The organism is Bradyrhizobium sp. U531, assembly GCF_051710265.1.
Lineage (GTDB): Bacteria > Pseudomonadota > Alphaproteobacteria > Rhizobiales > Xanthobacteraceae > Bradyrhizobium.
In genome coordinates this window covers 527,678-554,283 of record NZ_JASVEN010000002.1, presented here as the reverse complement: position 1 = coordinate 554,283, position 26,606 = coordinate 527,678, and the positions used below count along the sequence as shown (strand labels likewise).

The 26,606-nt window shown below is 66.0% G+C and carries 20 protein-coding genes, 1 tRNA gene and 1 riboswitch; of the genes, 12 read left to right on the top strand and 9 right to left on the bottom strand.

The window, feature by feature from the left end:
- Positions 1-6: 6 nt before the first annotated feature.
- The 5 genes from QRQ56_RS14485 to QRQ56_RS14465 form a co-directional block, all read right to left on the bottom strand.
- Positions 7-1,656, bottom strand: a complete 1,650-nt coding sequence (locus QRQ56_RS14485) for a hypothetical protein (RefSeq protein WP_438740913.1) — start codon at positions 1,654-1,656, stop codon at positions 7-9.
- 125 nt (positions 1,657-1,781) lie between these two features.
- Positions 1,782-1,857, bottom strand: a tRNA-Thr gene (locus tag QRQ56_RS14480).
- 97 nt (positions 1,858-1,954) lie between these two features.
- Positions 1,955-3,691: a heme biosynthesis HemY N-terminal domain-containing protein gene (locus tag QRQ56_RS14475; RefSeq protein WP_438740912.1), complete on the bottom strand. Its 1,737-nt coding sequence runs from the start codon at positions 3,689-3,691 to the stop codon at positions 1,955-1,957.
- A gap of 36 nt (positions 3,692-3,727) precedes the next feature.
- On the bottom strand, positions 3,728-4,936 hold the full coding sequence (locus QRQ56_RS14470; RefSeq protein WP_438740909.1) for a COG4223 family protein: 1,209 nt from the start codon (positions 4,934-4,936) through the stop codon (positions 3,728-3,730).
- Between the two features lie 77 nt (positions 4,937-5,013).
- Positions 5,014-5,760 (bottom strand): uroporphyrinogen-III synthase, encoded by a 747-nt coding sequence (locus QRQ56_RS14465; protein WP_438740908.1) that lies wholly within the window; start codon positions 5,758-5,760, stop codon positions 5,014-5,016.
- A 162-nt stretch (positions 5,761-5,922) separates the two neighbouring features.
- On the opposite strand from QRQ56_RS14465, the gene tsaD reads away from it, so the two are divergent.
- From tsaD to QRQ56_RS14450, 3 genes are read left to right on the top strand one after another with little or no spacing between them, the layout of a single operon-like run.
- Complete coding sequence (tsaD, locus tag QRQ56_RS14460) at positions 5,923-6,996, top strand: tRNA (adenosine(37)-N6)-threonylcarbamoyltransferase complex transferase subunit TsaD (protein ID WP_438740906.1); 1,074 nt, start codon at positions 5,923-5,925, stop codon at positions 6,994-6,996.
- Between the two features lie 2 nt (positions 6,997-6,998).
- Entirely contained in the window at positions 6,999-7,979 is a 981-nt protein-coding gene (locus QRQ56_RS14455) for an NAD(P)H-dependent glycerol-3-phosphate dehydrogenase (RefSeq protein ID WP_438740904.1), read from the top strand.
- Between the two features lie 2 nt (positions 7,980-7,981).
- Entirely contained in the window at positions 7,982-8,395 is a 414-nt protein-coding gene (locus QRQ56_RS14450) for an EVE domain-containing protein (RefSeq protein ID WP_438740901.1), read from the top strand.
- A 136-nt stretch (positions 8,396-8,531) separates the two neighbouring features.
- Here the strand turns inward: QRQ56_RS14450 and QRQ56_RS14445 are convergent, their stop codons facing one another.
- Positions 8,532-9,701 (bottom strand): DNA topoisomerase IB, encoded by a 1,170-nt coding sequence (locus tag QRQ56_RS14445; RefSeq protein WP_438740899.1) that lies wholly within the window; start codon positions 9,699-9,701, stop codon positions 8,532-8,534.
- A 399-nt stretch (positions 9,702-10,100) separates the two neighbouring features.
- Here QRQ56_RS14445 and acs point away from each other — a divergent pair, with 399 nt between their 5' ends.
- Together acs and QRQ56_RS14435 are read left to right on the top strand one after the other, a co-directional pair.
- On the top strand, positions 10,101-12,047 hold the full coding sequence (gene acs / locus QRQ56_RS14440; protein ID WP_438740897.1) for an acetate--CoA ligase: 1,947 nt from the start codon (positions 10,101-10,103) through the stop codon (positions 12,045-12,047).
- Between the two features lie 430 nt (positions 12,048-12,477).
- Positions 12,478-12,993 carry a L,D-transpeptidase gene (locus QRQ56_RS14435; protein WP_438740895.1) on the top strand — a complete coding sequence of 172 codons (516 nt, stop codon included), beginning with the start codon at positions 12,478-12,480 and terminating at the stop codon, positions 12,991-12,993.
- Positions 12,994-13,048: 55 nt separating this feature from the next.
- Here QRQ56_RS14435 and QRQ56_RS14430 read toward each other — a convergent pair whose 3' ends face one another.
- Entirely contained in the window at positions 13,049-13,639 is a 591-nt protein-coding gene (locus QRQ56_RS14430; RefSeq protein ID WP_438740894.1) for a thermonuclease family protein, read from the bottom strand.
- Positions 13,640-13,818: 179 nt separating this feature from the next.
- On the opposite strand from QRQ56_RS14430, the gene QRQ56_RS14425 reads away from it, so the two are divergent.
- The 4 genes from QRQ56_RS14425 to cysN all read left to right on the top strand — a co-directional run bounded on the left by QRQ56_RS14425 (position 13,819) and on the right by cysN (position 19,594).
- Positions 13,819-15,555 carry a methyl-accepting chemotaxis protein gene (locus QRQ56_RS14425; RefSeq protein WP_438740893.1) on the top strand — a complete coding sequence of 579 codons (1,737 nt, stop codon included), beginning with the start codon at positions 13,819-13,821 and terminating at the stop codon, positions 15,553-15,555.
- A 156-nt stretch (positions 15,556-15,711) separates the two neighbouring features.
- Positions 15,712-16,731 (top strand): sulfotransferase family protein, encoded by a 1,020-nt coding sequence (locus QRQ56_RS14420; protein ID WP_438740891.1) that lies wholly within the window; start codon positions 15,712-15,714, stop codon positions 16,729-16,731.
- A 5-nt stretch (positions 16,732-16,736) separates the two neighbouring features.
- Positions 16,737-17,699, top strand: coding sequence for a sulfate adenylyltransferase subunit CysD (gene cysD, locus QRQ56_RS14415; RefSeq protein WP_438741476.1), 963 nt, complete (start codon positions 16,737-16,739; stop codon positions 17,697-17,699).
- Entirely contained in the window at positions 17,699-19,594 is a 1,896-nt protein-coding gene (cysN, locus tag QRQ56_RS14410; protein ID WP_438740890.1) for a sulfate adenylyltransferase subunit CysN, read from the top strand. Before cysD ends, cysN begins: the two co-directional genes overlap by 1 nt.
- Before the next feature lie 38 nt (positions 19,595-19,632).
- Here cysN and QRQ56_RS14405 read toward each other — a convergent pair whose 3' ends face one another.
- Entirely contained in the window at positions 19,633-19,836 is a 204-nt protein-coding gene (locus QRQ56_RS14405; protein WP_438740889.1) for a DUF1674 domain-containing protein, read from the bottom strand.
- 189 nt (positions 19,837-20,025) lie between these two features.
- Between QRQ56_RS14405 and QRQ56_RS14400 the strand changes: the two genes are divergently transcribed.
- From QRQ56_RS14400 to purH, 3 genes are all read left to right on the top strand, one after another.
- Positions 20,026-21,372 (top strand): RsmB/NOP family class I SAM-dependent RNA methyltransferase, encoded by a 1,347-nt coding sequence (locus tag QRQ56_RS14400; RefSeq protein ID WP_438740887.1) that lies wholly within the window; start codon positions 20,026-20,028, stop codon positions 21,370-21,372.
- A 157-nt stretch (positions 21,373-21,529) separates the two neighbouring features.
- Positions 21,530-23,248, top strand: coding sequence for a heparinase II/III family protein (locus tag QRQ56_RS14395; RefSeq protein ID WP_438740885.1), 1,719 nt, complete (start codon positions 21,530-21,532; stop codon positions 23,246-23,248).
- Positions 23,249-23,307: 59 nt separating this feature from the next.
- A riboswitch (ZMP/ZTP riboswitch) is annotated at positions 23,308-23,389 on the top strand.
- Positions 23,390-23,414: 25 nt separating this feature from the next.
- The gene (gene purH, locus QRQ56_RS14390; protein WP_438740883.1) at positions 23,415-25,007 is read left to right on the top strand and encodes a bifunctional phosphoribosylaminoimidazolecarboxamide formyltransferase/IMP cyclohydrolase; all 1,593 of its coding nucleotides are present in this window, start codon (positions 23,415-23,417) and stop codon (positions 25,005-25,007) included.
- 120 nt (positions 25,008-25,127) lie between these two features.
- Here the strand turns inward: purH and QRQ56_RS14385 are convergent, their stop codons facing one another.
- Entirely contained in the window at positions 25,128-26,513 is a 1,386-nt protein-coding gene (locus tag QRQ56_RS14385; protein WP_438740881.1) for an MFS transporter, read from the bottom strand.
- Between the last annotated feature and the right edge of the window lie 93 nt (positions 26,514-26,606).

Here is a 26,606-nt window from a genome sequence, read left to right as displayed (position 1 = left end):
CGGCCGTCAACACCCGCGCCGATAGACCCGCAAGGTCACATCCGGAAAGCTCATGCTGTCGAGCAGACAGATTCCCTTTTCCTCGTCCATGCGCTTGATGAGCTCATCGCCGACGCGCGGCCCCACCAGCGTGTGCGGGATGGAGCTCGAGAGCACGAGAATCTCCGAGCGCAGCAACGCGTCGCCCGTTTCCTTCGCGCTGCGAAAATACAGCTCGTCGCGCACGACGAGATTCATCTTCGCCTGCGCCGCGTAGAGCTGGATGGTCGCCGACGTCACCGGATAAGGGCTGGAGAAGCCGACATAGAGCGGACCGGGCGTTTCCGGCCTGAGTTCGCGCAGCACCGACCAGAGCCGTCCGGTCGCAAGGCGGATGCTATCCTGCTGCTGCGCGCTCAGCGGGGTCGCAGTGCTGATCTGGCCGATGACGACATGCCTGAGGAAGAGCTGGAGAACGAATGCGAGCGCCAGCACCCGGCCGGCCGTGAGAAGGTAGATGCGGATGTCGTTGCGGAGGCCGAAGCGGGCGAGCAGCTCTTCGATCAGCGCCAGGCTGGCGCAGCCATTCAGAGCCATCGCGACAATGAACACACCATAGAACATCGCGCCGAAATAATAAGTCTTGATCGCCGCGACGGAGGGAATGGCATAGGCGATCAGCACGGAAGCGAGCAGAACGACGGCGTCGCGCAGCGCGGCGTTTCCGCAGATAGCCGCGAGCACGAGGCGCAGCAGCATCAGACCCGTCCCGATGGCGAACCAATAATGCAGGCCGAACTGACCTTCTCCGCCGATCGAGAAGCGCAGCAAACCGGCCGAGAAACTTTCGCCTGTCGTCCAGAGGTCTCGCTGACCGACGAAGACGTGAAGGATATAGGTGACGGTCTCGACCAGAGCGGGCCCGATCAAGAGGGCCGTTGTCGCAAGCAGCGGCAGCACGAACCACAGCAGCGCAGCGAGTGCCTTGCGGATCGAGATGCGCAATCCGCCCGCCGTCAAGCAATCCGCGAACAGCCGAATCGCAAATGAACTGCCCAGCAGGGCGAGCGCGGCAAAGAACGCAGTCGGCTTGATGCTGACGGCCAGTCCGCAGGCAACGCCGAGGCCGGCCAGAGCACGTGCGCTGCGATCGAGCACGCCGCGGCGAACGATCGCCCCGGCGGCAAGGCCAATGGCAAGACCCGAGGGCAGATCCGGTCGCGCCTCGGTCACCGTGTGCCACAGCACCGGTACGCAAGAGACCGCAACTAGGCACGCCGCGATCTCGAACACAGACCTCCGCCACGTCAGCCAGACGATCCCGAGCAGAAACGCAAAGACCGCCACGGCGTGGACGAGATAAGGCCCGATGAAGCCGCCGGGAAACAGCGCAAACCCTGTGATCGCCACCATCGTCGAGAACGGCGCGTGGTGGTGAAGCAGATTCCACACACTGGCGGCGATGCCCTGGTCTCCGACAGCATTCATCCATCTGATGGCGTCCAGAAAATAGGAGACGTCGTCATAAAGCGGAGGAACCGACAACCGCCCGTGCAGCCGTGAGGCTTCGAGCGATCTCGACGCGACGATGGCGGTGATGCCTGAGGCGAGAATGACGAGGCCGGAAATCCGCAGCCATGCGTCCCAATCCGTTCTGGCTCTCGTCTCCGTACCCACCACTTGTCCCGTTACGCGCGTTCATCGACAGCGCATCGTAGTGACACAAGGGCGGAGCGCAACGCGCGCGAGCCAACTTCAGCGAGCAGAGCGCAGGCTTGCTAGGACCGGATGGAACGAGGCGATGGTGCCGCAAGAGGGATTCGAACCCCCGACCCCGTCATTACGAATGACGTGCTCTACCAACTGAGCTATTGCGGCGAACCTGCCGGGGCCAAGGCGATGCCGGCCCCGATACGCGCTCCTGATATCGGGCATGGCCCGAATTGGCAAGGACAAGCCGGCTTCGAAATGCGGCTCACGCGCCCCAGCGGGACCAGAATCCGCGCCAGCCGCCGGCCTGGGCCTTGGGCGTGCCGATTTGTTCCGTAAATTCATCGCTCGGACCCTCGTCGTCGATCCCGGGATCGTCGGGGGCCCGGACGATCGGGATGACCGCGGGAATCGGCGCCGGCGCGGGTTTGCCGAGGTCGGCGCGGGTCCGGAAAACCGGCGTTGCCGCCGGAGGTGTTGATTCGGCGGGCTCGGGGGTCGGTTGGACCGGCTCAGCGGTCGCAACAACGGGCTCTTCTTTGGTAATCGGCGGCGAATTGTCCTGAGCGGCCGGCTCCGGGGCTGGGGCCGTTACGACCGGTTCCGCCGGGCTGTCGCTGGGGACCACCGTGACGCGCTTCGGCGGCGGGGCCGCCAGCATGGCTTCCTCGAAGGCGGAGGATTCGATCGTGGTGCCCCTGTCGGAGGGCAGGCTGGCGACCGGCGTCTGCCACTGGAAGGCATCGAGGCGACCGGTGACCGGCGAGACCGGGCGCCAGCGATCGCTGACATAACCATCAGCGGTCCAGGCCGGATCGTGGCGGGCGCGCACCGCGCGCAAGGTCCAGGCGCGGGCACGGCCGCTATCGCCATGCTCGGCGCGCTCGATCTCGGCCATCAGCAACGCGACGCCCTGAGTCGGATCATTGATGTAGGGCGCCAGCACCTCGCGCGCGCGGGCGAACTCGGCAGCATCGATCGCGGCGCGCGAGATCGCGAGCTGGCCCTCGACATGGCCCGGTCTGTCGGCCGATGTCTTGGCCGCGAGCGTTTCGACCCGCTGCAGGCGCTGCCGCGCGGAATCGCCGAGCTTCACGTGAGCATAGGCTTCCGCGAGATCGGGATGCGGGTTGGCGAGCCAGGCGGCCTCGACCAGCTTCATGGCGCGGCGCACCTGATGCGCCTCGCTCTCGAACTTCGCGGCGAGCACCGCGGCCGGCACCAGCGTCGGCGCCAGCTTGATTGCCTCCATCACGCTCTCGCGCGCGACGTCGCGGTCCATGGTTTCCAATTCGAGCGCACGCGCCGTGAGCAGCACGCCGCGCTGACGGCGATAGGCCGGCTTGTCGATCAGGCCCGCGGACAGATTCGAATCGAGGATCGCGAGCGCACCGCTCCAGTCGCCGCGCGCGCAGCGGAAGCCGAGAACCGCATGCGAGGCCCAGGTCGAGGACGGCGACAGCTTGATCGCCTCCTCCGCGATCATCACGGCTCCGACCGCATCGTCGGCGCGCTGCGCCTCGATGAACAGGCCGCGCAGGCCGAGCAGCCTCGTGTCCTCGCGTTCGGCCATGGCGCGGAAGACGCGCTGCGCCTCGTCGCGATTGCCTTCGAGCTGCGCCGACTGCGCGTGCAGCAGCAGCGCGAGCGGATCGTTCGGCGCGTGTCGCCGCGCCGCCTCGGCGTGACGGCGGGCGAGCGCGGTGTCGCCATGACCGATCGCAAGCAGGCCGTGGGTGATGGCGTGGCGTCCCTTGGCGTGGCGCTTGTCGTGGCGGCGGCGGCGCAGGCGCCCGGGCGTGCGCCAGACCATCGTCAGGACGCTCCAGACCAGCACGACCGCCGCGGCAAACAAGCCGAGCAGGAACACGAATCTCGGAAACGTCGTCGAGAGGCGCAAACCGCCCGCGGTGAGGACGAGATCACCCGGCTGGTCGGCAACCCAGGCGGCGCCGGCCGCCGCCAGCGCGATCAGGACGAGGAAGAGGACGATGCGAAGCATGACAATCCCTATTACGCGCCGATTGTTGCGCGAATCTTATTGAGCAGGTCTGGCCGCATCGGATTTGGCGAGATCCGCCATGGCATCGTCGGCAAATTTGCGCGAGGCGGCGAGCGCGGCGTCGCGCGCATCGGCCTTGTCGAGCCAAGCCTGCGCCGGTGCGCGCTCCGCCTCGGGCAGCGTCTTGAGCTCGCGCCGGGCTTCCACGAAATCGTTGCGGACGACCGCAGCCGTCACGCGTGAGACGATGGCGCCGCGATCGTTGCCGACCCCGTCGGTGCGCTCGATCCGGACGAGTTTCGACGCGCCGGCCTGGAGACGCTCGACGATGCCGGCGTTCGCGGCCGTAGCTTCCGCCGGCGGCGACAATTTCGGCACGATGGCGAGTAGCTCGCGGCTCAGCGCGACCGGGGTCGGAATACCCGACGATGCAAAGGCATCGAGGGGCTTGAGCATGTCAGGCTTGGCAGCGAGCGAACGCGCCGCGGACAGCTGCGACTGATAGGGGTCGCCATGGCGAACGGCGACGTCGAGCAAGGCGGCCGCCACGACGAAGCGCAGCGGCTTGTCGTCCTTCGCTTTTGCGTCGGCGATCTTCTCGCTTTGCTGCGCAAGCTGAGCCCGCTCCGTCTTGCTGGCGCGCTCGAGCTGCGCGAGGCGGTCGGTGAGCGCGGCGATATCCGGCGCTGCGGCGGCCGGCGCGGCTTTCGTATCGCTCAGCGCGCTCGCTGCCTTGTCGGACTGCGCGCGAAGATTGGCGATGTCGCTACGCAGGCTGTTTGCGGACTTCTCCAGCGCGTCGATCCGCGCCGCCATGGCCGGATCGGCGACGGGCTTGCCGGCCTTGGCTTCGACTGCGGCGACGCGGCCGCTCAGCGCATCGACCGTCGTGCTCGTGACTTGCGGCGCCGCGGGCGGAGCCTGCACGGCGGGCCAGCCCAGCATCCAGCCGACTGCGATCACGACTGCCGCGGCGGCAACGCCGGAGAGCGGTGCGACGACCCAGGGCGATATCGGCGCCGCGGGAGCCCGCGCATCGATACGCTCCGGCTCTGCGTCAATCTGGTCGGATTTGGCCTGCTCTGGCTCGGCATGGTCCGGCGCCGGCGAGGCCTCGGGTTCGACCGCGACCTCCTGCGGCTGGGTCGAGACTTCGGTGGCTTCGAGGTCGATCGTGGGCGGAGTGCGCTTGGCACGACCGTTGTCGGGTGCCAATCCTGCGTCTTCCGGCTTGTCGTCGGCCATCGTGACGGTTCCTCACACTTGCATACCTGGCACAGGTCCTTAAGCGGACCCGATTACGTCGGATTCGGCTCGACCTCTTACGCCAAACGGGTGCGCAACGCACGCTCCAAGGTGGTAAACAGGGCATTTTCGTCCGGTGTCGCGGCGACCAGAACCTGCGACGCGCCAGCCTCTCGCAGCGCCGTCGCAACCGTTTCCGACAGGCAGCATTGCGGTATGGCCAGCGCCGAGATTTCGACGCCTTCGTCCCGGGCCGCATCCAGGAATGCCCGGGCGCTGCGACGGGAGTAGTGCAGCACCGCCTCGACCCCGTGGGCGGCAAAGCCCTCGCAGACCTCGCGCGGCAGGTGCTTGACCGGGACCATGCGATAGGTGGTCTGCGTGACCACGGAGAAGCCCTCCGCGCCGAGTTCACCGCCGAGGTCGCGCGACATGTCCGCGCCCGCCAGATACAGCAGCGTGCTTTTTTTCTTCAGCACCTTGTCGCGCGCGCACTGAACCACCTTGCCGCGCAACGACGCGGCATCACCGCCGGCGACGATCACCTCGGCAAAGCCGGCATCGCGCGCCGCTGCGGCCGTATGCTCGCCGACCGCAAACAGCGGCAGCTCCAGCAGGCCAAGGTCGCGTAATTGTGGCGCGACGGCGCGGATTGCGTTGGCCGACGTGACGATGACGGCGGCATAGGGAGCTTCGCTCTTGTCATGGAAGGCGACCGGCTCGAATTTGAGCGCCGGCGCAAGCAGGACCGCATGCCCCCGCGCGCGCAGATTTTCCGCCGTCGCCTCATTGTCGGGATGCGGCCGTGTGACAAGGATGGACATCGCGGGTGTTCCCGAACCAATTAGCGGCGACGTATCACCGGGATGATTGCGCGTGACGATTGCGCAATCCGGCCCCGGAATGCTACCGGACGTACCAGAACTCTGCTTTGCGGATGAGCGCAAGGGGGATGAGAAGGGCGCAAATTGGATAACAATTCGCCAATGCTGGTACTGGGCATCGAAACAACCTGCGACGAGACCGCCGCGGCGGTGATCGAGCGCGCGGGCGACGGCAGCGGGAAGATTCTGTCCAACATCGTGCGGTCGCAGATCGAGGAACACGCCCGCTTCGGCGGCGTGGTGCCAGAGATTGCCGCCCGCGCCCATGTCGACCTGCTCGACGGCATCGTCGATCGCGCAATGCGTGAGGCCGGCATCGGCTTCGCGCAGCTGAACGGCGTCGCAGCCGCCGCGGGGCCCGGCCTGATCGGCGGCGTCATCGTCGGACTCACCACGGCGAAAGCGATCGGGATGGTGCACGACACCCCGCTGATCGCAGTGAACCATCTGGAGGCGCATGCGCTGACGCCGCGCCTCACCGACGGGCTCGAATTTCCCTATTGCCTGTTTCTCGCCTCCGGCGGCCATACCCAGATCGTCGCCGTCACCGGCGTCGGTGAGTATGTGCGGCTCGGCACCACCGTCGATGACGCGATCGGCGAGGCCTTCGACAAGGTCGCGAAGATGCTGGGGCTGCCTTATCCCGGCGGACCGCAGGTCGAGCGCGAAGCTATAAGCGGCGATGCCACGCGCTTCGCGCTTCCGCGACCGATGCAGGGGCGCCCCGATGCCAACTTCTCGCTGTCGGGATTGAAGACGGCGGTCCGCACCGAAGCGAGCCGGCTGACCGAGATCACGCCGCAGGACATCAGCGATCTCTGCGCGAGCTTCCAGGCCGCGGTGCTGGATTCGACGGCCGACCGGCTCAGCGTGGGCTTGCGGCTGTTCCGCGAAAAGTTCGGCGCGCCGCGCGCCCTGGTCGCAGCCGGCGGCGTCGCCGCCAATCAGGCGATCCGCGGCGCCCTCGATGACGTCGCACGACAAGCCGGGACGCAATTGATCATGCCGCCGCCGGAGCTCTGCACCGACAACGGCGCGATGATCGCCTGGGCCGGCGCAGAACGCCTCGCGCTCGGCCTGACCGACACGATGGACGCGCAGCCGCGCGCACGCTGGCTGCTCGACGCCAACGCAACGGCGCCGGCCGGCTACGGCAAGACGCGAGCGGGATACTAGCAATGTCGACGTTCCAATCCGTCGCGGTGATCGGGGCGGGTGCCTGGGGCACGGCGCTGGCGACCGTGGCGGCGCGGGCGGGGCGCACCGTGACGCTATGGGCGCGCAATGCCGAGCATGCCGCGCGGATCGCATCGACGCGCGACAATCCGCGGCTGCCCGGCGTGCGGATCGCCCCTGAAATCATCGTCACCAGCGATCTCGCCGCGGCATCGCGCGCGGAGATGCTGTTGATCGCCACACCGGCGCAGCATCTGCGCGGCGCGGTCAACATGCTGGCCTCGCATCTGACACGACCGGTTCCGATCATTGCCTCTGCCAAGGGTATCGAACACGGCACCCACAAATTCATGACCGACGTGATTGCCGAGGCGGCACCGGGCGCGCAGCCGGCAATCCTGTCGGGCCCGAGCTTTGCCGACGACGTCGCGCGCGGCCTGCCGACCGCGGTGACGCTGGCGGCGAAGGACGAAGCGCTCGCGAGCAGCCTGGTGCAGGCGCTGGGCTCGCCGACATTCCGTCCCTATCACTCCACCGACATCCGCGGTGTCGAGATCGGCGGCGCCGCCAAGAACGTGCTGGCGATCGCCGTCGGCATCGCGGTCGGCCGCAAGCTCGGCGCCTCCGCCCAGGCTGCGCTCACGACCCGCGGCTTTGCCGAACTCACGCGTCTCGGTCGCGCGCTCGGCGCGCGCAGCGAAACGCTCGCCGGCCTCTCCGGTCTCGGCGATCTCATTCTGACCTGCGCGAGCCCGCAATCACGCAACTTCGCGCTTGGCCTTGCACTCGGCCGCGGCGAGCAGCCGCCCGCCGGCAAGCTTGCCGAGGGCGAGTTCACTGCGCCCGTGCTGATCGAACTCGCGGCTTCGCAAAGCATCGAGATGCCGGTATCAGAAGCGGTCGCCTCGATCCTGAGCGGCCGAAGCACGATCGACGCGGCGATCTCGGGGCTGCTGACGCGTCCCTTCAAGTCTGAGGAATGAGCATGGCGTACTGGCTGGTGAAATCCGAACCATCGGTTTGGTCGTGGGACCAGCAGGTGGCGAAGGGCGCCAAGGGCGAAGCGTGGACCGGCGTGCGCAATTACACCGCGCGCCAGAACCTCGTCGCCATGAAGAAGGGCGACAAGGCGTTCTACTATCATTCCAACGAGGGCAAGGAGATCGTCGGCATCGTCGAGATCATCAAGGAGGCCTACCCCGATCCGACCGACAAGACCGAAAAATTCGTCTGCGTCGACCTCAAGGCCGACAAGCCCCTGAAGAATCCTGTGACGATGGCAGCGGTCAAGGAAGAGAAGAAGCTCGCCGAGATGGACCTGGTAAAATATTCGCGCCTGTCGGTGCAGAAGGTGACGGCGGAGGAGTGGAAGCTCGTCTGCAAGATGGGCGGGATTTGAATCACCGCTGCCGTAGCCCGGATGGAGCGCAGCGCAATCCGGGAAAGTCGCCGCTTGGAAAGACCCCGGATTACGCTGCGCTCCATCCGGGCTACGATATCGGCGGGCTCTATATCTGCTCAACGGCGCCGTGCGGCTACACCGCGGCGGTCGCAACCACTTGCTGCAGAAGCTGCTCGCGCCGCGCCTGGGAGCGCTGGCCCTTCATGGTCGCGGCGAAGCGCTCGAGGATGCCGTCCTCGAAAGCAGTGACGATGGTGTCGTGGACGTAGCTCTTGCGGCAGATCGCCGGCGTGTTCGAGAGCTTGTCCGCGGCGGCGCGGATCGCATCCAGCACCTGCTTCTTGCGGCCGCGCTGGCTGGTCGCCGGCGTGATCCGCGACAGCGATTCCACGACGACGGCGGACGCCATCAGCGTGCGAAAATCCTTCAGCGAGATCTTGATGCCGGCGATCTCGCGCAGGAACGCATTCACCTGCGTGGTGCTGACCGCGCGCACGATGCCGTAGGCATCGCGATACTGGAACATGCGCTTGCCCGGAACGCTCTGCAAAATGCCGATGGCGCGCACCAGCTTGGCGGCATCGCATTCCTTGCGCACCGCCTTGCCGCCCTTCGCTTTGAAGGTCAGCACGAAGCAATCGTCTTCCAGCGTGACGTTGGACTTGAGCAGCGTGGTGGCGCCGCGGGTGCCGTTGAGGCGGGCATAGGATTCGTTGCCGGGGCGGATCGCGGTGCGCGCGATCAGCTCGATCACGGCCGAGAGCGCGAACTCACGTGTCGGCTCGTCGCCCGACAGGAACGCCGAGACCTTGCGCCGGATTTTTGGCAGCGCGCCGACGAGCTTTTCCAGACGATGCGCCTTGCGGTGCTCGCGGACCTTCTCCCAATCGGCGTGATAGCGATATTGCAGCCGGCCGGCCGCATCCCGGCCCACGGCCTGGAGATGCAAGCTCGGATCGGCGGAGTAGCGTACCTCGCGATAGGCCGGCGGCACCGCCATGGCGTGCAGCCGGCGGATGGTGCGGGCGTCACGGATATGGGCGCCGTTGGGGCGGACGAAGGAATAACCCTTGCCGCGCTTGATGCGACGAATGGTCAGCTCGTTCTGGTCACCAAGCCTCAGGCCGAGCTCCTTGGCGAGCGCCTCAACCGTCGCCGCCGGGGCCGTATCGTAGGTCTTTTTCGGGCTCGGACGCCGGAAAGGGGCCGGTTTCGGCCATTGTCCGAGGGCCTTGGCCAGCGCAATGCCCGCAGGATCGGCGGAAGCGGGCCGCATCGTCCCGATATTCTGCTGATCCATCATAGCCTTATGCCTTAGCCCTGTCTGTTACCGGTCAATGCCGCGGTTCTGATTTTTGTTCCGAAGGGTCTCTCCGGACCCGGGTTGGCCATTTAGGGTGTTCCGAACCGTATTGCGAGTCCCGAATCAGTGAGAGGCGGTTTCTAAATACCTCCTACGGCGCATGAGGCCCCTGCACCGGCCCATTCCGCAGAACCGTGGGACCGCCAAAACCATCCGCCCGCTTGTTTCACAACTGCGACAGTCGCAGTTGCGGAGCTTGATCTTCCGCATGGCCGGCGGCCCGCCGAAGGTCCAGCTTGTGCTCCTTGTCGGGTCCGGTTAGCCCGACGCATAATCAGTCAATGATCAAGTCGGCTCGCCAGTCGCTAGCGTTCGGCCTGCCGTATGTGGAGGGAAAGCATGTCCGAGAAGATCTACGACGTCCCCGCGGAATGGGCGAAGCGCGCCTGGGTCGACCAGGCCAAGTACCAGGAGATGTACGCTCGCTCGATCTCGGACCCGAACGCATTCTGGGCGGAGCAGGCCAAGCGCGTCGACTGGATGCACGCGCCGACGAAAATCGAGAACGTCTCCTTTGCACCCGGCAACATCTCGATCAAATGGTTCGAGGACGGCATCCTCAACGTCGCCTACAACTGCATCGACCGGCATCTCGCCAAGCGCGCCAACCAGACCGCGATCATCTGGGAAGGCGACGATCCCTCGCAGTCCAAGCACATCACCTACCAGGAGCTGCACGACGAGGTCTGCCGGATGGCCAACATCCTGCGCACCCGTAACGTCAAGAAAGGCGACCGCGTCACCATCTACCTGCCGATGATTCCGGAAGCGGCCTATGCGATGCTCGCCTGCGCGCGCATCGGCGCGATCCACTCGGTGGTGTTCGCGGGCTTCTCGCCGGACTCACTCGCCCAGCGCATCAACGACTGCCAGTCCAAGGTCATCATCACCGCGGACGAAGGCCTGCGCGGTGGCAAGAGGGTGCCGCTGAAGGCCAATGTCGACGCGGCGCTCGCCAAGGCCGATGGCGTCGACTGGGTCGTGGTGGTCAAGCGCACCGGCGGCAAGATCGACATGAACCCGACCCGCGACCTCTGGTATCACGAGGCGGCGGCGATGGTGACGACGGAATGCCCCGTCGAGCACATGCACGCCGAGGATCCGCTGTTCATCCTCTACACTTCGGGCTCGACCGGTCAGCCCAAGGGCGTGCTGCACACCTCGGGCGGCTATCTCGTGTTCGCCTCGATGACGCATCAATACGTCTTCGACTATCACGAAGGCGATATCTATTGGTGCACCGCCGACGTCGGCTGGGTCACCGGCCACAGCTACATTCTCTACGGGCCGCTGGCGAACGGCGCGACCACGCTGATGTTCGAGGGCGTGCCGAATTACCCGGATAATTCGCGCTTCTGGACTGTCATCGACAAGCACAAGGTCAATATCTTCTACACCGCGCCGACCGCGATCCGCGCGCTCATGCAGGGCGGCGACGCGCCGGTGAAGAAGACCTCGCGCGCCTCGCTCCGCCTGCTCGGCTCGGTCGGCGAGCCGATCAACCCCGAAGCCTGGGAGTGGTATCACCGCGTCGTCGGCGACGATCGCTGCCCGATCGTCGACACATGGTGGCAGACCGAGACCGGCGGCATCCTGATCACGCCGCTGCCGGGCGCAACCAAGCTGAAGCCGGGCTCGGCGACGCAGCCGTTCTTCGGCGTCCTGCCTGAAATCGTCGATGCCGACGGCAAGGTGCTGGAGGGTGAGACATCGGGAAATCTCTGCCTGACGCGCTCGTGGCCCGGCCAGATGCGCACCGTCTATGGCGACCATGCCCGCTTCGAGCAGACCTATTTCTCGACCTACAAGGGCAAGTACTTCACCGGCGACGGCTGCCGGCGCGACGCCGACGGCTATTACTGGATCACTGGCCGCGTCGACGACGTCATCAACGTCTCCGGCCACCGCATGGGCACCGCGGAAGTCGAGAGCGCGCTGGTCGCGCATGAGAAGGTGTCGGAAGCGGCCGTCGTCGGCTTCCCGCACGACATCAAGGGGCAGGGCATCTATGCCTATGTCACCCTGATGGCGGGCGTGCAGCCGACCGAGGATCTGCGCAAGGAGCTCGTCACCTGGGTGCGCAAGGAGATCGGTCCGATCGCTTCCCCGGACCAGATCCAGTTCGCGCCGGGCCTGCCGAAGACCCGCTCGGGCAAGATCATGCGCCGCATCCTGCGCAAGATCGCGGAGGACGAGCCGGGCAGCCTCGGCGATACCTCGACCCTGGCCGATCCCGCCGTGGTCGACGATCTCGTCCAGAACCGGCAGAACCGGAAGCCGGCGTAAGGCTCCGATCTCGTGCCCCGGCTCAGCAGCGCAGCGCTCCTTCAGCGCTGCGCTGCTGAGCCGGGGCCAATCTTGCCAAACAGGAAGAACTTGGTCCCGGATCGGCGCTTCGCTTCGCTGCGCTTGTCCGGGACACGAGAGCGGGTGTTGGGCTCCCCGACAACAACAGCCGTTCACATCCCTCACGCGCTTGTCAGCGGGCGCGGGGGCGCGGCCGCATCTTTCCCGCCGAGTGTTGTTTTCAGGTCATTTACTTTATTTCGAACATTTCCTTTGTTCCCCCTGCTGGCCGGCCCTCGTTGGCCGCGCGTGGAAACCATCCGGTTAACGGGCGCGGTTAAGAATGTCCCCTAACAAGGACTGGGCGCGGCGGCGATTGCCGGGTTCTGCGTGATTTTGGACGATCCGTTTTGGGGCAAGGGGGAAATCGATGTCGATGAGGATTGCGGTGGCGCTGGCCGCCACCATCGGGGCGGGAATCGTGACGACGACGGCAGCGCAGGCGCGACCGGAAATGGTGGGAACCCACCTGGCCGACTATTCGCCGGGCACCATCGTGGTCAAGACCAGCGAACGGCGTCTCTATCTCATCATCGGTAACGGCCAGGCCGTGCGCTATCCGGTTGGCGTCGGCAAGTCCGGCAAGCAATGGGCCGGCACGACGCGCATCGACGGGAAATATCGCAACCCGGCCTGGGCCCCGCCGGCCGAGGTCAAGCGTGACAAGCCGAGCATCCCCGACATGATTCCGGGCGGCTCGCCGCGCAACCCGATGGGCGTTGCGGCGATGACGCTGGCCGGCGGCGAATATGCCATCCACGGCACCAACGTGCCGGGCTCGATCGGCGGCTTCGTCTCCTATGGCTGCATCCGCATGCTCAACGACGACATCACGGACCTCTACGGCCGCGTCTCCGTCGGCACGACGGTGGTCGTGACGCGCTGATCGCCGCGATCAGGCAACACAGAAAAAGGCCGCGTCTTCGGACGCGGCTTTTTTGTTACCAGAAGCGCCAGCCGCGCGCGCACCAGCCGTCGCGATGGCCGCCATTGTAGCTCCGCGCAAAACCGCCGGCGAGCAATGCCGCTGAAACGTTCGCCGTCCGACGTGTCGCCACATCGGCGAGCACGCGGCCGTATTTGTCAGGGCCGAGATTGCTGATGGTGACGCCGCCCTGGCCGAGCAGATCGCGCAATGCGCGGGCCGCGGCTTCCGCCTTGTCCAGCTCCTCCTGGCAGGACGCTTTCAGTTCAGGCGCATCGATGCCACGCAGCCGAACGCGCACGACGAGATCGTGGCCATCGCGCTGACGAACGCGCGCGACAAACGTATCGCCGTCGATGGTGCGTATGACGTCAACCGGCTCGCGCGCATCGGACCGGCCGGACTGCTTGAGCACGACCTCGGCATCACCAGCGCGATCGTCATCGGCGCGTGGAGCAAGCCAGTCTGTTCCATGGCGAAAGGTGAGCACGATCGCGACCGCGATGCCCACCACGAACATCCACGGCAACAGTCCGGAGAAGCGCCGACCGAACGGCGAACCTCCAAATTGCGGCCGATAGGAGTTGGGTCGATCCTGCAAACGCATCAGCTCACGCTAGGACACAGTCGGAGGAACTAAAAGCACGCGTGCAGACATAACGGAACCAGATCGATGTGCGCGCATGCAAGAAAATTCCTTAGTCGAATAGATCGCCGTAGTTCTACTGGAGGCCCGCGAATCTTTCCCAATTCTCAATCATTGGTTGCGAATCCTGTTATACGGAAATGCAAGGGGAGGTTGCGGTGGGGTCGTTCACGTTTCGCATTGGAACAAAGCTCGGCGTCGTCACGGGTGTGAGCATTGTGCTGGTCTGCGGCATGCTGACCAATCAGATGCTCGGCAACCGGTCGATTGCCGAATCCAATCGTCTGGTCTCGATCAACTATCTCAACAAGGGCAATGCGCAGGCAGCGCAGACCGCAATGGCGCGCGCGCAATTCGCAGCGGCCGAGATCGGTTCCGCTTCGTCAGCCGGCGAAGTCGACAAGCTCCTCGAGAGTCTTCGCACGCGAGCCGGCGAAGCCGGCATGGAAATCGATGCCGCGGCGGACCGGGCCACCCGGAAGGTCACCCAGGATGCCTATCGCGAGACCAGAAAATTTGTCGATGCGTATCTAGCCAGCGGCATCGAATTGGCCGGGGCTCAAAAGACCCTCATCGCCGCCGCTCCCGGCAGCGCCAAGGCTGCAGCCGAATCGACCAAGGTCAGCATCCTTGCAGAACGCATGCGTCCGGCAGCCCAGGAGGTCGGCAAACGCATCGACGATCTGGTCGGCGTTGCCAACGAATTCGCCGCGCGCCGCAAGGGCGAGATGCTCACCGAGCTGGATCGCGTCGCCAGCTTCGCGTTGGTCATCGGTGTGTTCGTCGTTCTGATGCTGGTCGGCTCCGCCATGTTCTCCGTGCTGAGCATTGCCCGGCCGATCCGGCGCATCGGCGACGTGCTCCTCCAGCTTGCCGGCGGCAACAAGGCTGTCGAGATCCCCTACACGCGTCGTGGCGACGAGGTCGGCGACAACGCTCGCGCCGCTCAGACCTTCAAGGAGAATCTGATCCGTATCGAGCAGATGGAGGCCGAGCAGAGGAACCTGGAAGCCGCCGCGGCCGCTCAGCGCAAGGAAGAGATGGCGCAGCTTGCCGGCGTGTTCGAAGCCGCGGTCGGCGGCATCATCAACTCCGTGTCGGCCGCCTCTCAACAGCTCGAAGCCGCCGCCGGTACGCTGTCGGGAACCGCGGAAGAGACTCAGCAGCTTTCCGGAATGGTCGCAGCCGCCTCGGAGGAGGCCTCCACCAATGTCGGCGCCGTGGCGTCTGCCGCCGAAGAGATGAGCACCTCCGTCGTCGAGATCGGCCGCCAGGTCCACGATTCCAGCCGCATCGCCGGCGAAGCGGTCAGGCAGGCCGAGCGCACCGACGTCCGGATCAATGAGCTGCTGAAGGCGGCGGGCCGAATTGGCGACGTCGTCAAATTGATCACTGCCATTGCCGAACAGACCAACCTGCTGGCGCTGAACGCAACGATCGAAGCGGCACGTGCCGGCGAGTCCGGCCGCGGCTTCGCCGTCGTGGCGAGCGAGGTCAAGGCGCTCGCGGCGCAAACCGCGCGGGCGACCGAGGAAATCAGCGCGCAGATCGCGGGCATGCAATCGGCCACCGAGGACTCCGTCGGGGCGATCAAGGAAATCAGCGCGACCATTGCCCGCATCTCCGACATTTCGACGACCATCGCCGCGACGATCGAGGAGCAGGGTGCGGCCACGGCCGAGATCGCACGAAACGTCAGCGAAGCCGCCAAGGGAACCGTCGAGGTCGCCGACAAGATCGCGCAGGTCAGTCATGGTGCGAGCGCGACCGGCGCGGCGTCGGGACAGGTGCTGGCGTCTGCGCGCTCACTGTCGAGCGAAAGCAATCTCTTGAAGACGGAAGTCGAGAAGTTCCTCAACACCGTCCGCGCAGCGTGAAGCTGCATGGTGGCGACGGACGAAGCTCCGTCGCCACCTGCGCCTCCGTCGAACCTCCGGGATTACCCGGAATTGTCCGGCACCTTCATCAACTATAGATTGTCTTTCATCCCATGGGCAATTGCTCGTGGAACTCCCTGCAGTGGGTCCCCCGACATGAACATCGACACTACCTCAGCCGATTCGCTCGAACGGTTGGCCGATCTCGTTCGGCAGCAACATAGTTCCCTCGACACCATGCTGCTCTCGCCAGTCGGCGAATTCCAGACCAGAACCGTCACCCTCGCGACGTTGATGCGCGAAGTGACGAATTGCCTCGCCGAGGATTTCCAGCGTCGCCCGGCGGACGACTTTCCGACGCTCTATTTCGCATGCGGCAAAGCCCGGGTCGGGTCGACCGCTCTCAGCAATCTGTTCGGCATGACCGGCATGCCTTCGTACTATCAGCCGCTGAAGGCGATGCTGCGTGACGCGCTCGTCGGCCGCACGCTGACACCCTGGGTCATCCCCCCGGCGAGCGACGAGCCGCACATCTTCAGCAAGGAGACGATCGGACCCTACGTGCTCGCCGAGAGCCTGTTCAATCCGCTGCAGCTCCTGATCGAAGCCGGCTACCCGCGCGATCGCCTGCATCTCATCATGCTCGATCGCGAGCCGGCGAGCTCGCTGGCATCGTGGCTCGAGAAGCTGATCTCGCGCGCGCCCGCCGAAACATTGCTGCAGCACTATGTCCTCGCCGCACTCAGCGCGGCCCGCGTGGCAAGCTACGCCCGGCAGCAAGGCGTTCCCGTCACACACTATGTCTACGAGGTGAGCAAGGAAGCGCTGTCGTCGGTGCGTGTCCTGTTCGACCGCCTCGGCCTTTCCGGCAGCTTCACCGAGAATGCCGTGACGTCGTGGCGAGAGCCCGGCGACGTGCAGGCAAACAACGCGCGGGTCATCTTCCCGAGCGAGGCAACGATCTACAAGGTGCCCAATCTGCATACGTCCGACAGCGCCTATCGCTACCAGCGCCGCGCGACGGCATCGGTGAGCGAAGCCCAGCTGCAAATCCTGGAGCGCTGCGGGGTCAATGACGCCTATCGAGCCTCGGTCTCGGCATGCGTCCGCGATCTCGGCTTGAATGCGGCAGTTTCGGCGCATCTGTTCGGCGACTGGTTCGCAGAGGCGGCGTGATCAGCATGCTGGATATCCCGACGACGACCGACTCCGCCAACTCCCAGCGAGCCCGCGGCGAGCAGCCTCACGCCGCCAGCCATCTTCGCCGCCTCGAGGCGGAGAGCATCCATATCCTGCGGGAGACGGCGGCCGAATTCCGCAAGCCGGTCATGCTGTATTCGATCGGCAAGGACTCATCGGTGCTGCTGCATCTGGCGATGAAGGCGTTTCATCCCGGCAAGCCGCCGTTCCCGCTGCTGCACGTCGACACCACCTGGAAATTCCGGGAGATGATCGCGTTTCGCGACCGCCGCGCGCGCGAGCTCGGCATCGACCTGATCGTCCATACCAACGATGACGGATTGCGCCAGGGCATCGATCCCTTCACCCACGGCTCGGCGCGTTACACCGACGTCATGAAGACGCAGGCCTTGCGGCAGGCGCTCGACCTCCACGGCTTCGATGCCGCGATCGGCGGCGCGCGGCGCGACGAGGAAAAGTCGCGCGCCAAGGAGCGCGTGTTCTCGCACCGAAGCGCGGCGCATCGCTGGGACCCAAAGAACCAGCGCCCCGAACTGTGGAGCCTCTACAACACGATGCTCGCGCCCGGCGAGAGCATGCGGGTGTTTCCGCTGTCGAACTGGACCGAGCTCGACGTCTGGGACTACATCCTGCTCGAGGACATCCCGATCGTTCCGCTTTATCTCGCGGCTCCGCGCCCGGTGGTCGAGCGCGACGGCGCGTTGATCATGGTCGACGACGAACGGATGCCGCTGCTTGCCGGCGAAGAGCCAAGCTGGCGCTCGGTCAGGTTTCGCACCCTGGGCTGCTACCCGCTCAGCGGCGCCACGGTGTCGACGGCGGCAACGCTGCCCGAGATCGTGCAGGAGATGATGGCCTCGCGCACCTCCGAGCGGCAGGGACGCATGATCGACCGGGACAGTCCGGCCTCGATGGAGCGCAAGAAAGCGGAAGGCTACTTCTGATGTCCTATCACGAGGCCCCCACGATCGCCGCCTCCGACGCGCCGCAGCTCGATCAGGACGACCGTCCGACGCTGCGTTTCGTCACCTGCGGCAGCGTCGACGACGGCAAGAGCACGCTGGTCGGCCGGCTGCTCTACGATTCCAAGACGCTGCTCGACGACCAGCTCGACGCACTCGCCTCCGAGAGCAAGACGGTCGGCACCACCGGCGGCGATCTCGATTTCGCCCTGCTGGTCGACGGCTTGCAGGCGGAACGCGAGCAGGGCATCACGATCGACGTCGCCTATCGCTTCTTCGCCACCAGACTGCGCCGTTTCATCGTCGCCGACACGCCGGGACATGCGCAATATACCCGCAATATGGCGACGGGCGCGTCCAACGCCGAGCTCGCCGTGGTGCTGGTCGATGCCCGCAAGGGCGTGATCACGCAGACGCGGCGCCACAGCCACATCCTGTCGCTGCTGGGCATTCGCCACGTCGTGCTCGCCGTCAACAAGATGGATCTGATCGGCTTCGACGGCGATCGCTTTGCGGCCATCACGGCCGAATACCTCACCATGGCGGGGCAGCTCGGCATCTCGCAGGTCCAGTGCATTCCGGTCGTAGCGCCCGACGGCGACAACATCGTCGCTCCGAGCGCGCGGATGCCCTGGTACACCGGACCGACCGTTACCTCCTATCTGGAATCGGTCGACGTCGCCGGAGACGTCTCGCAGCGGCCGTTCCGCCTGCCGGTGCAATGGGTCAACCGGCCGAACGCGGAATTCCGCGGCTTCTGTGGCCGGATCGCCAGCGGAACGATTGCGACCGGCGAGACCATCACGGTGCAGCCCTCGGGCCGTCCGACCCGCGTCGCGCGCATCCTCACGCCCGCGGGCGAGCGCGATCGCGCCGCGGCCGGCGAATCCGTTACGCTCACACTGACCGATGAGATCGACGTCAGCCGCGGCGACGTGCTGACCTCGGGGGCCGCACCGCAGGTGTCGGATCAACTGGCAGCGCATCTCGTCTGGTTCGACGACGAGGCCATGGTTGCAGGCCGGCGCTATGTGCTCAAATGCGGCACGGCCTCGACGGGAGCCGTCATCACGACGCTCAAGCACCGCATCGCCATCGACACCATGGCGCAGGAAAGCGCCGCAACACTCGATGCCAACCAGATCGGCTACGCCCATCTCAGCCTCGACCGGGCCCTGGTGTTCGAGACCTATCGCGACAACCGCGACATGGGCAGCTTCATTCTCGTCGATCCGATCAGCCACCGCACGGCCGCGGCGGGGATGATCGATCTTTCGCTCCGCCGCGCCACCAACGTTCATTGGCAGCGGCTGGCCGTCGACAAATCCGTGCGGGCGCGGTTGAAGCAGCAGCGACCTTGCGTGCTGTGGTTCACGGGGCTGAGCGGCGCCGGCAAATCGACCATCGCCGATCTCGTGGACCGCAGGCTGGCCGAGCTCGGACGCCATGCCGCGCTGCTCGACGGCGACAATCTCCGCCACGGCATCAACCGCGACCTCGGCTTCTCCAGCGCGGACAGGGCGGAGAATGTCCGGCGCACTGCTGAGATCGCCGCGCTGTTCGTCAACGCCGGCATGATCGCGCTGGTCGCGCTGATCTCGCCGTTCCGCGGCGAGCGCGAGCTGGCACGTCAGCGGGTCGAAAGCGGCGAGTTCATCGAGATCCATGTCGCGACCCCGCTCGCCGAATGCGAAAGCCGCGATCCCAAGGGGCTCTATCGCAAGGCAAGGGCCGGCGAACTCCCGGGATTCACCGGCATCGACAAGCCCTACGAAGCGCCGCAATCGCCGGAGATCACCATCGACACGACGGAATTGTCGACCGAGGCGGCCTGCGAGCGCATCATCCGCTATCTCAGGGACAACAATTACCTCTAGCGTCCAGGACAGGCGTCGCCGAACCGGCCGAGAATCAATCAGAAGTCTGAGGCGATGCCCTTGCGCTCCCAGTCGCCGTAGCGGGTGGGCTCGGGTCCCTTCGGCCCCTGCAGCTCCTTCGCCCTGGCTTCGCCCTCGGATTGGGCGGCTGCGGCCTGCCGGCGCGCCTCGGCTTCGGCCAGCGCGCGCTGGGCAGCCGGCGAGAGCGGCTTGCGATCGGGGACGGGCGGCTGGTCACTCATGGCCCGGCCTTCTAGCGCAGGACGGCTTGCGGCGCGACGTCCAATTACGCATTCCTGAAATCGGGCCCGAAAGGGCTGAAAAAGCCGGAAGCGATTCTTACATTTGGCATATTCGCGTGCCAGAGATCGGTTTCTCAAGGCATGCGCCCATTGCGGCGGAACTGCCGCTCGCTCAGAACCTTAAGCCGCATGCCATCTCAACGTTTCGCCCCTCCGTCCGAAGTGCCAGGCCTTGCGGCACGACGGATTGCCGCCGACATCGTCGACGGTGTGCTGCACAAGCACCGCACGCTCGACGACCAGCTCGACGGCGGCGGCGCCCACCCCGGACTGAAAACGCTGGCCGACCGTGACCGCGCGCTGATGCGCCGCCTGGTCGCCACCGTGCTGCGCCGGCTCGGTACCCTCGGCCATGTGATGTCCCGCCTGCTGGACAAGGGTATCCCCTCCGAGGCGCCACGCGCGCAGAGCGCGCTCCTGATCGGCGCGGCGCAAATCCTCTGGATGGACGTGCCGGATCATGCGGCCGTCGATCTCTCCGTTCGTCTCGTGCAGTCCGACCGGCGCGCCGCGCGCTATGCCGGTCTCGTCAATGCCGTGCTGCGCCGCTGCGCGCGCGAGGGCAAGGCGCTGGTCGAGGAGGTCGCGACGCAATCGCTGGACCTGCCGCCATGGCTGCTCGCGCGCTGGAGCGCGCATTATGGCGAGGCGACCGCGCGGGAGATGGCGCTGGCGCTCGGCCACGAGCCTTCGCTCGATCTCACCGTGAAGTCGGACGCCGCGCAATGGGCGAGCCGCCTGCATGGCGAGACGCTGCCGACCGGAACGGTGCGCATGCTGCTGCACGGCGCGGTGACGATGCTTCCCGGCTTTGCCGAAGGACAATGGTGGGTGCAGGACGCCGCCGCCGCGCTGCCGGCCCGGCTGTTCGGCGACGTCAAGGGCAAGTCCATTGCCGACCTCTGCGCCGCTCCCGGCGGCAAGACCGCGCAGCTGGCGCAAGCCGGCGCACATGTCACCGCGATCGATCGCTCCCCCGCCCGGGTGGCGCGCCTGCGCGAAAACCTGGCGCGCTTGTCGCTCCAGGCTGAGACCGTCGTCGCTGACGCCGTGGAATGGGCTGGTCCCGCCGAGGGCTTCGACGGCATCTTGATCGACGCGCCCTGCACCTCGACCGGCACGATCCGTCGTCATCCCGATGTCGCGTGGCTACGGCAGGAGTCCGACATCACCGCCCTGTCCGCTCTTCAGCAAAAGCTGCTGCGAAAGTCGGTGTCGCTGCTCAAGCCCGGCGGGACGCTGATCTACTGCACCTGCTCGCTGGAACCTGAAGAAGGCGAGCAAGCCGTGGCGGCGCTGCTGGCTTCGGAGCCCGCCCTTCGCCGCGTGCCGATCACCGCCTCGGAGGTCTCCGGCCTCGACGAAATCATCACCGCCGATGGTGATCTGCGCACCTTGCCCTGCCATCTGCCGAACGCCGATCCCAAGCTCGGCGGGCTCGACGGATTCTTCGCAAGCCGGCTCGTTAAATCCTGATTTTGCACCGGTTTTTGCAACTCCGACACTGATTCGTCCCGTTCAGGGTGGTGTCAGGCCGGCGATTTTGGGATTAATAAGGATTCGTCGGAATCCTCTCCCCCAATCAAGGCAAGGCGTGTCGGTCGCTCAACGCAGACGTATCTCGACGCTGGTCATGAACCGCTTCGCGCGGAACATGCTTGCGCGCGCGAGCGGCGGCTCCGTTGCGCTGTCGCGGGTCTGGCCCGGCCGTACCGATCGGCTCATCATCGCGCCGCACGATTTGCGCACCGCGGATGCGACCCGCGCCGCCGAGATCTATGCCGGGCGCTTCGTCTTCGCCGGCAAGATCGTCAATTGCCACGGCCGCTCGATCTTCGATCTCGAGCCGCCGTCGGAGGACTGGGAGGTTGCGCTGCTCGGCTTCGGCTGGCTGCGCCATCTGCGCGCCGCCGACACCGCGCTGACGCGGGCGAATGCGCGCGCGCTGATCGAGGACTGGATCGCCAATCCCGCCAACAAGCGTCGCCCGGTTGCACGCCGCGCCGACGTGCTGGCCCGGCGCGTGATCTCGCTGCTGTCCCAGGCACCTTTGGTGCTCAACGAGACCGACAACAAGTTCTACCGCCGTTACCTGCGCGCGCTCGCACGCGAGATCCGCTTCCTGCGCTACACCATGGTCGACATCCCGGACGGGGTGCCGAAACTGCAGGTACTGATCGCGCTGTGCTATGCGGCCTTGTGCCTCGCCAACCAGGCGCGTCACATCCGCAGCGCCTCGAAGAAGCTGTCGGACGAATTGCAGCGGCAGATCCTGCCCGACGGCGGGCACATCTCCCGCAATCCGGGTGCGCTGATCGAACTCTTGATCGACCTGCTGCCGCTGCGGCAGACTTTTGCCGCACGCAACATCGCGCCGCCGCCGGCGCTGCTCAACGCGATCGACCGCATGATGCCGATGCTGCGCTTCTTCCGGCATGGCGACGGAAATTTCGCGCTGTTCAACGGCATGAGCGCGACATCGTCGGATCTGCTCGCCACGCTGCTCGCCTATGACGACACCCACGGCGCGCCGATGGCGAACATGCCGCATACCGGTTTCCAACGCCTCGACGCCGGCCCGACCACTGTGATTATCGACACCGGCCCGCCGCCGCCCGCCGGCGTCAGCCACGATGCCCATGCCGGCTGCCTGTCGTTCGAGCTGTCGTCGGGCATCAGCCGCATCGTCACCAATTGCGGCATGCCGACCACGGGCCGCGACAATTGGCGGCCGTTCGCACGCGGCACCGCGGCGCATTCGACGCTGACTTATCACGAGACATCCTCATGCCAGTTCGTGGAAATGTCGGCGATGAAGCGCCTGTTGCACGGCTCGCCCGTCACCAGCGGGCCGGTCGAGGTCGAGAGCTATCGCGAGATCGTGCAGAACGGCACGCTGCTCACGACCTCGCATGACGGCTATCTCGCCAAGTTCGGCGCGATCCATCGCCGCGTGCTGATGATGGCCAATGACGGCGCACGTCTCGACGGCGAGGACACGCTGTCGCCGCCGCAGGGCGGGCGTTTTAAGGGCGCGGATGCCGATTTCGCGCTGCGCTTTCATCTGCATCCCGCAGTGAAGGCGAGCCGGCTGTCGGACGCGCGCGGCGTCATGCTGGTGCTGCCGAACCGCGATGTCTGGACCTTCGAGGCGCTCGACGACAAGGTCGACCTCGAGGACAGCGTGTTCCTGGCCGGCAATGACGGCCCGCGCCGCACCGCCCAGATCGTGATCCGGCAGGACGCCCGCCAGGCGCCCTCGATCCGCTGGAGTTTTGTCCGCTCGACCGCATCTCCGGCGGTCACCAATGCCCGCCGCAACGCCCGGCGCGAGCCGGAACTTCCGCTGTAAACAAGCGCAATTCGGCCCCATCTACCCGTTGAGACGAGGCCCAAAAGCTGCTATCGAGCGCTCGTTCGCGCGACTGGCGACCTTGGATGGAGCACCATCGGGAAGCGCGACACATATCCGCCGCGCGCCTGGGCATAGACACTCCTTAAGACAGAGGATCTTGCTCATGACTGACCATCCCCGCCGCGTCACCCGCGCCCTTCTCTCCGTTTCCGACAAGACCGGCCTGATCGAGTTCGCCAAGGCACTTGCCGCGCATGATGTCGAGCTGGTCTCGACCGGAGGCACCGCCAAGGCAATCGCCGCGGCCGGCCTCAAGGTAAAGGACGTTTCCGACCTCACCGGCTTCCCCGAGATGATGGACGGTCGCGTCAAGACGCTGCATCCGAAAGTCCATGGCGGCCTGCTCGCGATCCGCGACAACAAGGAGCATGCGGAGGCGATGAAGGCGCACGGCATCGCGCCGATCGACCTGCTCGTCGTCAATCTCTATCCGTTCGAAGCCACCGTCGAGAAGGGCGCCGGCTTCGAGGATTGCATCGAGAATATCGACATCGGCGGCCCCGCGATGATCCGCGCCGCCGCGAAGAACCATGACGATGTCGCCGTCGTGGTCGAGGCCGACGACTACAAGGCCGTACTCGACGAGCTCGCCGCCAACAAGGGCGCGACCACGTTGAAGCTGCGCCGGCGGCTTGCAGCGAAGGCCTATGCCCGCACCGCGGCTTACGATGCCGCGATCTCGAACTGGTTCAACCGGCAGCTCGAGATCGACGCGCCGGACTTCCGCGCCTTCGGCGGCAAGCTGATCCAGTCGCTGCGCTACGGCGAGAACCCGCACCAGACCGCGGCGTTCTACGCGACGCCCGACAAGCGCCCGGGCGTCTCGACCGCGCGGCAGCTGCAGGGCAAGGAGCTCTCCTACAACAACATCAACGACACCGATGCGGCCTATGAGTGCATCGGCGAGTTCGACACCAAGCGCACCGCGGCCTGCGTCATCGTCAAGCACGCCAACCCCTGCGGGGTCGCGGAAGGCGCCAACCTCGTCGAGGCCTATCGCAGGGCGCTGGCCTGCGATTCCACGTCGGCGTTCGGCGGCATCATCGCGATGAACCGCGCGCTCGACGCCGACACCGCGCGCGAGATCACCAAGATCTTCACCGAGGTGATCATCGCGCCCGATGCCAGCGAAGAGGCGATCTCGATCATCGGTGCGCGCAAGAATTTGCGCCTGCTGCTGGCCGGCAGCCTGCCCGATCCTCGCGCGGCCGGCCTCACCGCCAAGACGGTCGCCGGTGGCCTGCTCGTGCAGAGCCGCGACAACGCCGTGGTCGACGACATGACGTTCAAGGTCGTGACCAAGCGCGCGCCGACCGATGCCGAAATGCGCGACCTGAAGTTCGCCTTCCGCGTCGCCAAGCACGTCAAGTCGAACACCATCATCTACGCCAAGGACCTTGCCACCGTCGGCATCGGCGCGGGCCAGATGAGCCGCGTGGATTCAGCGTGGATCGCGGCACGCAAGGCTCAGGATGCGGCAGCCGAGCTGAAGCTCGCCGAGCCGCTCACCAAGGGCTCGGTGGTGGCCTCCGATGCGTTCTTCCCGTTCGCCGACGGCATGCTTGCCTGTATCGAAGCCGGCGCCACCGCCGTGGTGCAGCCCGGCGGTTCGATGCGCGACGACGAGGTGATCAAGGCCGCCGACGAGCACGGCATCGCCATGGTGTTCACGGGCACGCGGCACTTCAGGCACTAATTGCCACCGCCGTCATTGCGAGCGAAGCGAAGCAATCCAGTCTGTCTCCGCAAGGAAAGGTCTGGATTGCTTCGTCGCAAGTGCTCCTCGCAATGACGAGGATAGAGTTGCGTGTTGCGGCTACTCCCGCACCCGCATCAACAGCCCGAGCCCGGCGACGAAGAACACCACCAGCACGGCCATGCCGGCCTTCTGGCTCGCCGTTGCCGCGGTGATCACGCCGATCAGGAGCGGTCCGATGAAGGACGTCACCTTCCCGGTCAGCGCGAACAGGCCGAAATACTGCGCGATGCGGTCTTTCGGCGCGAGGCGGATCAGCAGCGTGCGTGAGGCGGCCTGCAGCGGGCCGCCGGCCGCGCCGATAAGGCAGCCCAGCACGAGATAGGCGCGCTCGGCCGCGCTCGAGAACATGGGAGCGCCCGGCAGCGGCGGCGCGACCTCGACGAACAGCACATGATCCTTGTCGACCAGGAGGATCGCCGCCACGGACAGCAACAACAGCAGCATGCTGCCGGCGATGACGCGCTTCGGTCCGAGATGATCGTCGAGCTTGCCGCCGAGCCAGGCGCCGAACGTGCCGGTGAACGCAAGCATGATGCCGAATGTGCCGATCTGGATGGTGTGCCAGCCGAAGGTGCCCGCGGCATAGATGCCGCCAAAGGCGAACAGCGACACCAGCCCGTCGGTGTAGATCATGTTGGCGAGCAGGAACGCCGCGAGCGATTTCTGCTGCGGCAAGCTTTTGATCGATTGCTTCAGCTCCGAGAGCCCTTCCTGCAGCGCTTCGCGCAGCGGGCGCTTGGCCGGGTAGTCGGGCGTGAACAGGAACAGCGGCGTCACGAAGATCACGAACCACACTGCGGTCAGCGGTCCGACGATGCGGTCGCCCTGGTGGCTGACCGGATCGAGCCCGAACAACGGCGTGAAACCCAGCAAGGTGCGGCCCGTCTCGGGATTGGCGGCGAGGAAGCCGAGCACGATGATCAGGCTGACGATGCCGCCGATGTAGCCGGTGGCCCAGCCGGTGCCGGAAAGCCGTCCGATCCGCTCGGGCGGCACCAGCGTCGGCATCATCGCGTTGTTGAAGACGGTGGCGAATTCCGCTCCCACGCTCGCGAGCGCGACCGCGGTGAGCAGGGGCGGAATGATGGCCTGATCGCCGGGCTTTCCGATCCACAAGGTGCTGGACGCCAGCACAAGCAGCACGCCGAAACCCGCGATCCACGGCTTCCTTCGGCCCGACGCATCCGCGATGGCGCCGAGCACCGGCGACATCAGCGCGATCGCAAGGCCTGCGGCCGCCATCGCAAATCCCCAGAGCGATTGGCCGGCGGCGGGATTGGGCGCGATGCTGGTGGCGAAATAGGGCGCGAACACGAAGGTCGTGATCAGCGTGAAATAGGGTTGAGCCGCCCAATCGAAGAAGATCCAGCTGACGACGGCGGCGCGCGGCGGATAAGTCCGCGGCGCACCGGCCATGCGCGCGTCGGGAGCGATCGTCGTCATCAAGCAGTCCTCATCACGAACAGTTTTGCCTCTCTTGGGGCAGACCGTATAGCATTGCAGCGAGGCGTGTGAACTGGTCCGACGCCGTGGCGG

Coding starts and splice junctions, on each gene's coding strand:
- QRQ56_RS14470 (WP_438740909.1), bottom strand. CDS start 4,936: ATGGCCGACGACAAGCCGGAAGACGCAGGATTGGCACCCGACAACGGT.
- QRQ56_RS14455 (WP_438740904.1), top strand. CDS start 6,999: ATGTCGACGTTCCAATCCGTCGCGGTGATCGGGGCGGGTGCCTGGGGC.
- purH (WP_438740883.1), top strand. CDS start 23,415: ATGACTGACCATCCCCGCCGCGTCACCCGCGCCCTTCTCTCCGTTTCC.
- QRQ56_RS14395 (WP_438740885.1), top strand. CDS start 21,530: ATGAACCGCTTCGCGCGGAACATGCTTGCGCGCGCGAGCGGCGGCTCC.
- QRQ56_RS14405 (WP_438740889.1), bottom strand. CDS start 19,836: ATGAGTGACCAGCCGCCCGTCCCCGATCGCAAGCCGCTCTCGCCGGCT.
- QRQ56_RS14425 (WP_438740893.1), top strand. CDS start 13,819: ATGCAAGGGGAGGTTGCGGTGGGGTCGTTCACGTTTCGCATTGGAACA.
- QRQ56_RS14430 (WP_438740894.1), bottom strand. CDS start 13,639: ATGCGTTTGCAGGATCGACCCAACTCCTATCGGCCGCAATTTGGAGGT.
- QRQ56_RS14420 (WP_438740891.1), top strand. CDS start 15,712: ATGAACATCGACACTACCTCAGCCGATTCGCTCGAACGGTTGGCCGAT.
- QRQ56_RS14465 (WP_438740908.1), bottom strand. CDS start 5,760: ATGTCCATCCTTGTCACACGGCCGCATCCCGACAATGAGGCGACGGCG.
- tsaD (WP_438740906.1), top strand. CDS start 5,923: ATGCTGGTACTGGGCATCGAAACAACCTGCGACGAGACCGCCGCGGCG.
- QRQ56_RS14385 (WP_438740881.1), bottom strand. CDS start 26,513: ATGACGACGATCGCTCCCGACGCGCGCATGGCCGGTGCGCCGCGGACT.
- QRQ56_RS14445 (WP_438740899.1), bottom strand. CDS start 9,701: ATGATGGATCAGCAGAATATCGGGACGATGCGGCCCGCTTCCGCCGAT.
- cysD (WP_438741476.1), top strand. CDS start 16,737: ATGCTGGATATCCCGACGACGACCGACTCCGCCAACTCCCAGCGAGCC.
- QRQ56_RS14475 (WP_438740912.1), bottom strand. CDS start 3,691: ATGCTTCGCATCGTCCTCTTCCTCGTCCTGATCGCGCTGGCGGCGGCC.
- QRQ56_RS14400 (WP_438740887.1), top strand. CDS start 20,026: ATGCCATCTCAACGTTTCGCCCCTCCGTCCGAAGTGCCAGGCCTTGCG.
- QRQ56_RS14450 (WP_438740901.1), top strand. CDS start 7,982: ATGGCGTACTGGCTGGTGAAATCCGAACCATCGGTTTGGTCGTGGGAC.
- QRQ56_RS14435 (WP_438740895.1), top strand. CDS start 12,478: ATGTCGATGAGGATTGCGGTGGCGCTGGCCGCCACCATCGGGGCGGGA.
- cysN (WP_438740890.1), top strand. CDS start 17,699: ATGTCCTATCACGAGGCCCCCACGATCGCCGCCTCCGACGCGCCGCAG.
- acs (WP_438740897.1), top strand. CDS start 10,101: ATGTCCGAGAAGATCTACGACGTCCCCGCGGAATGGGCGAAGCGCGCC.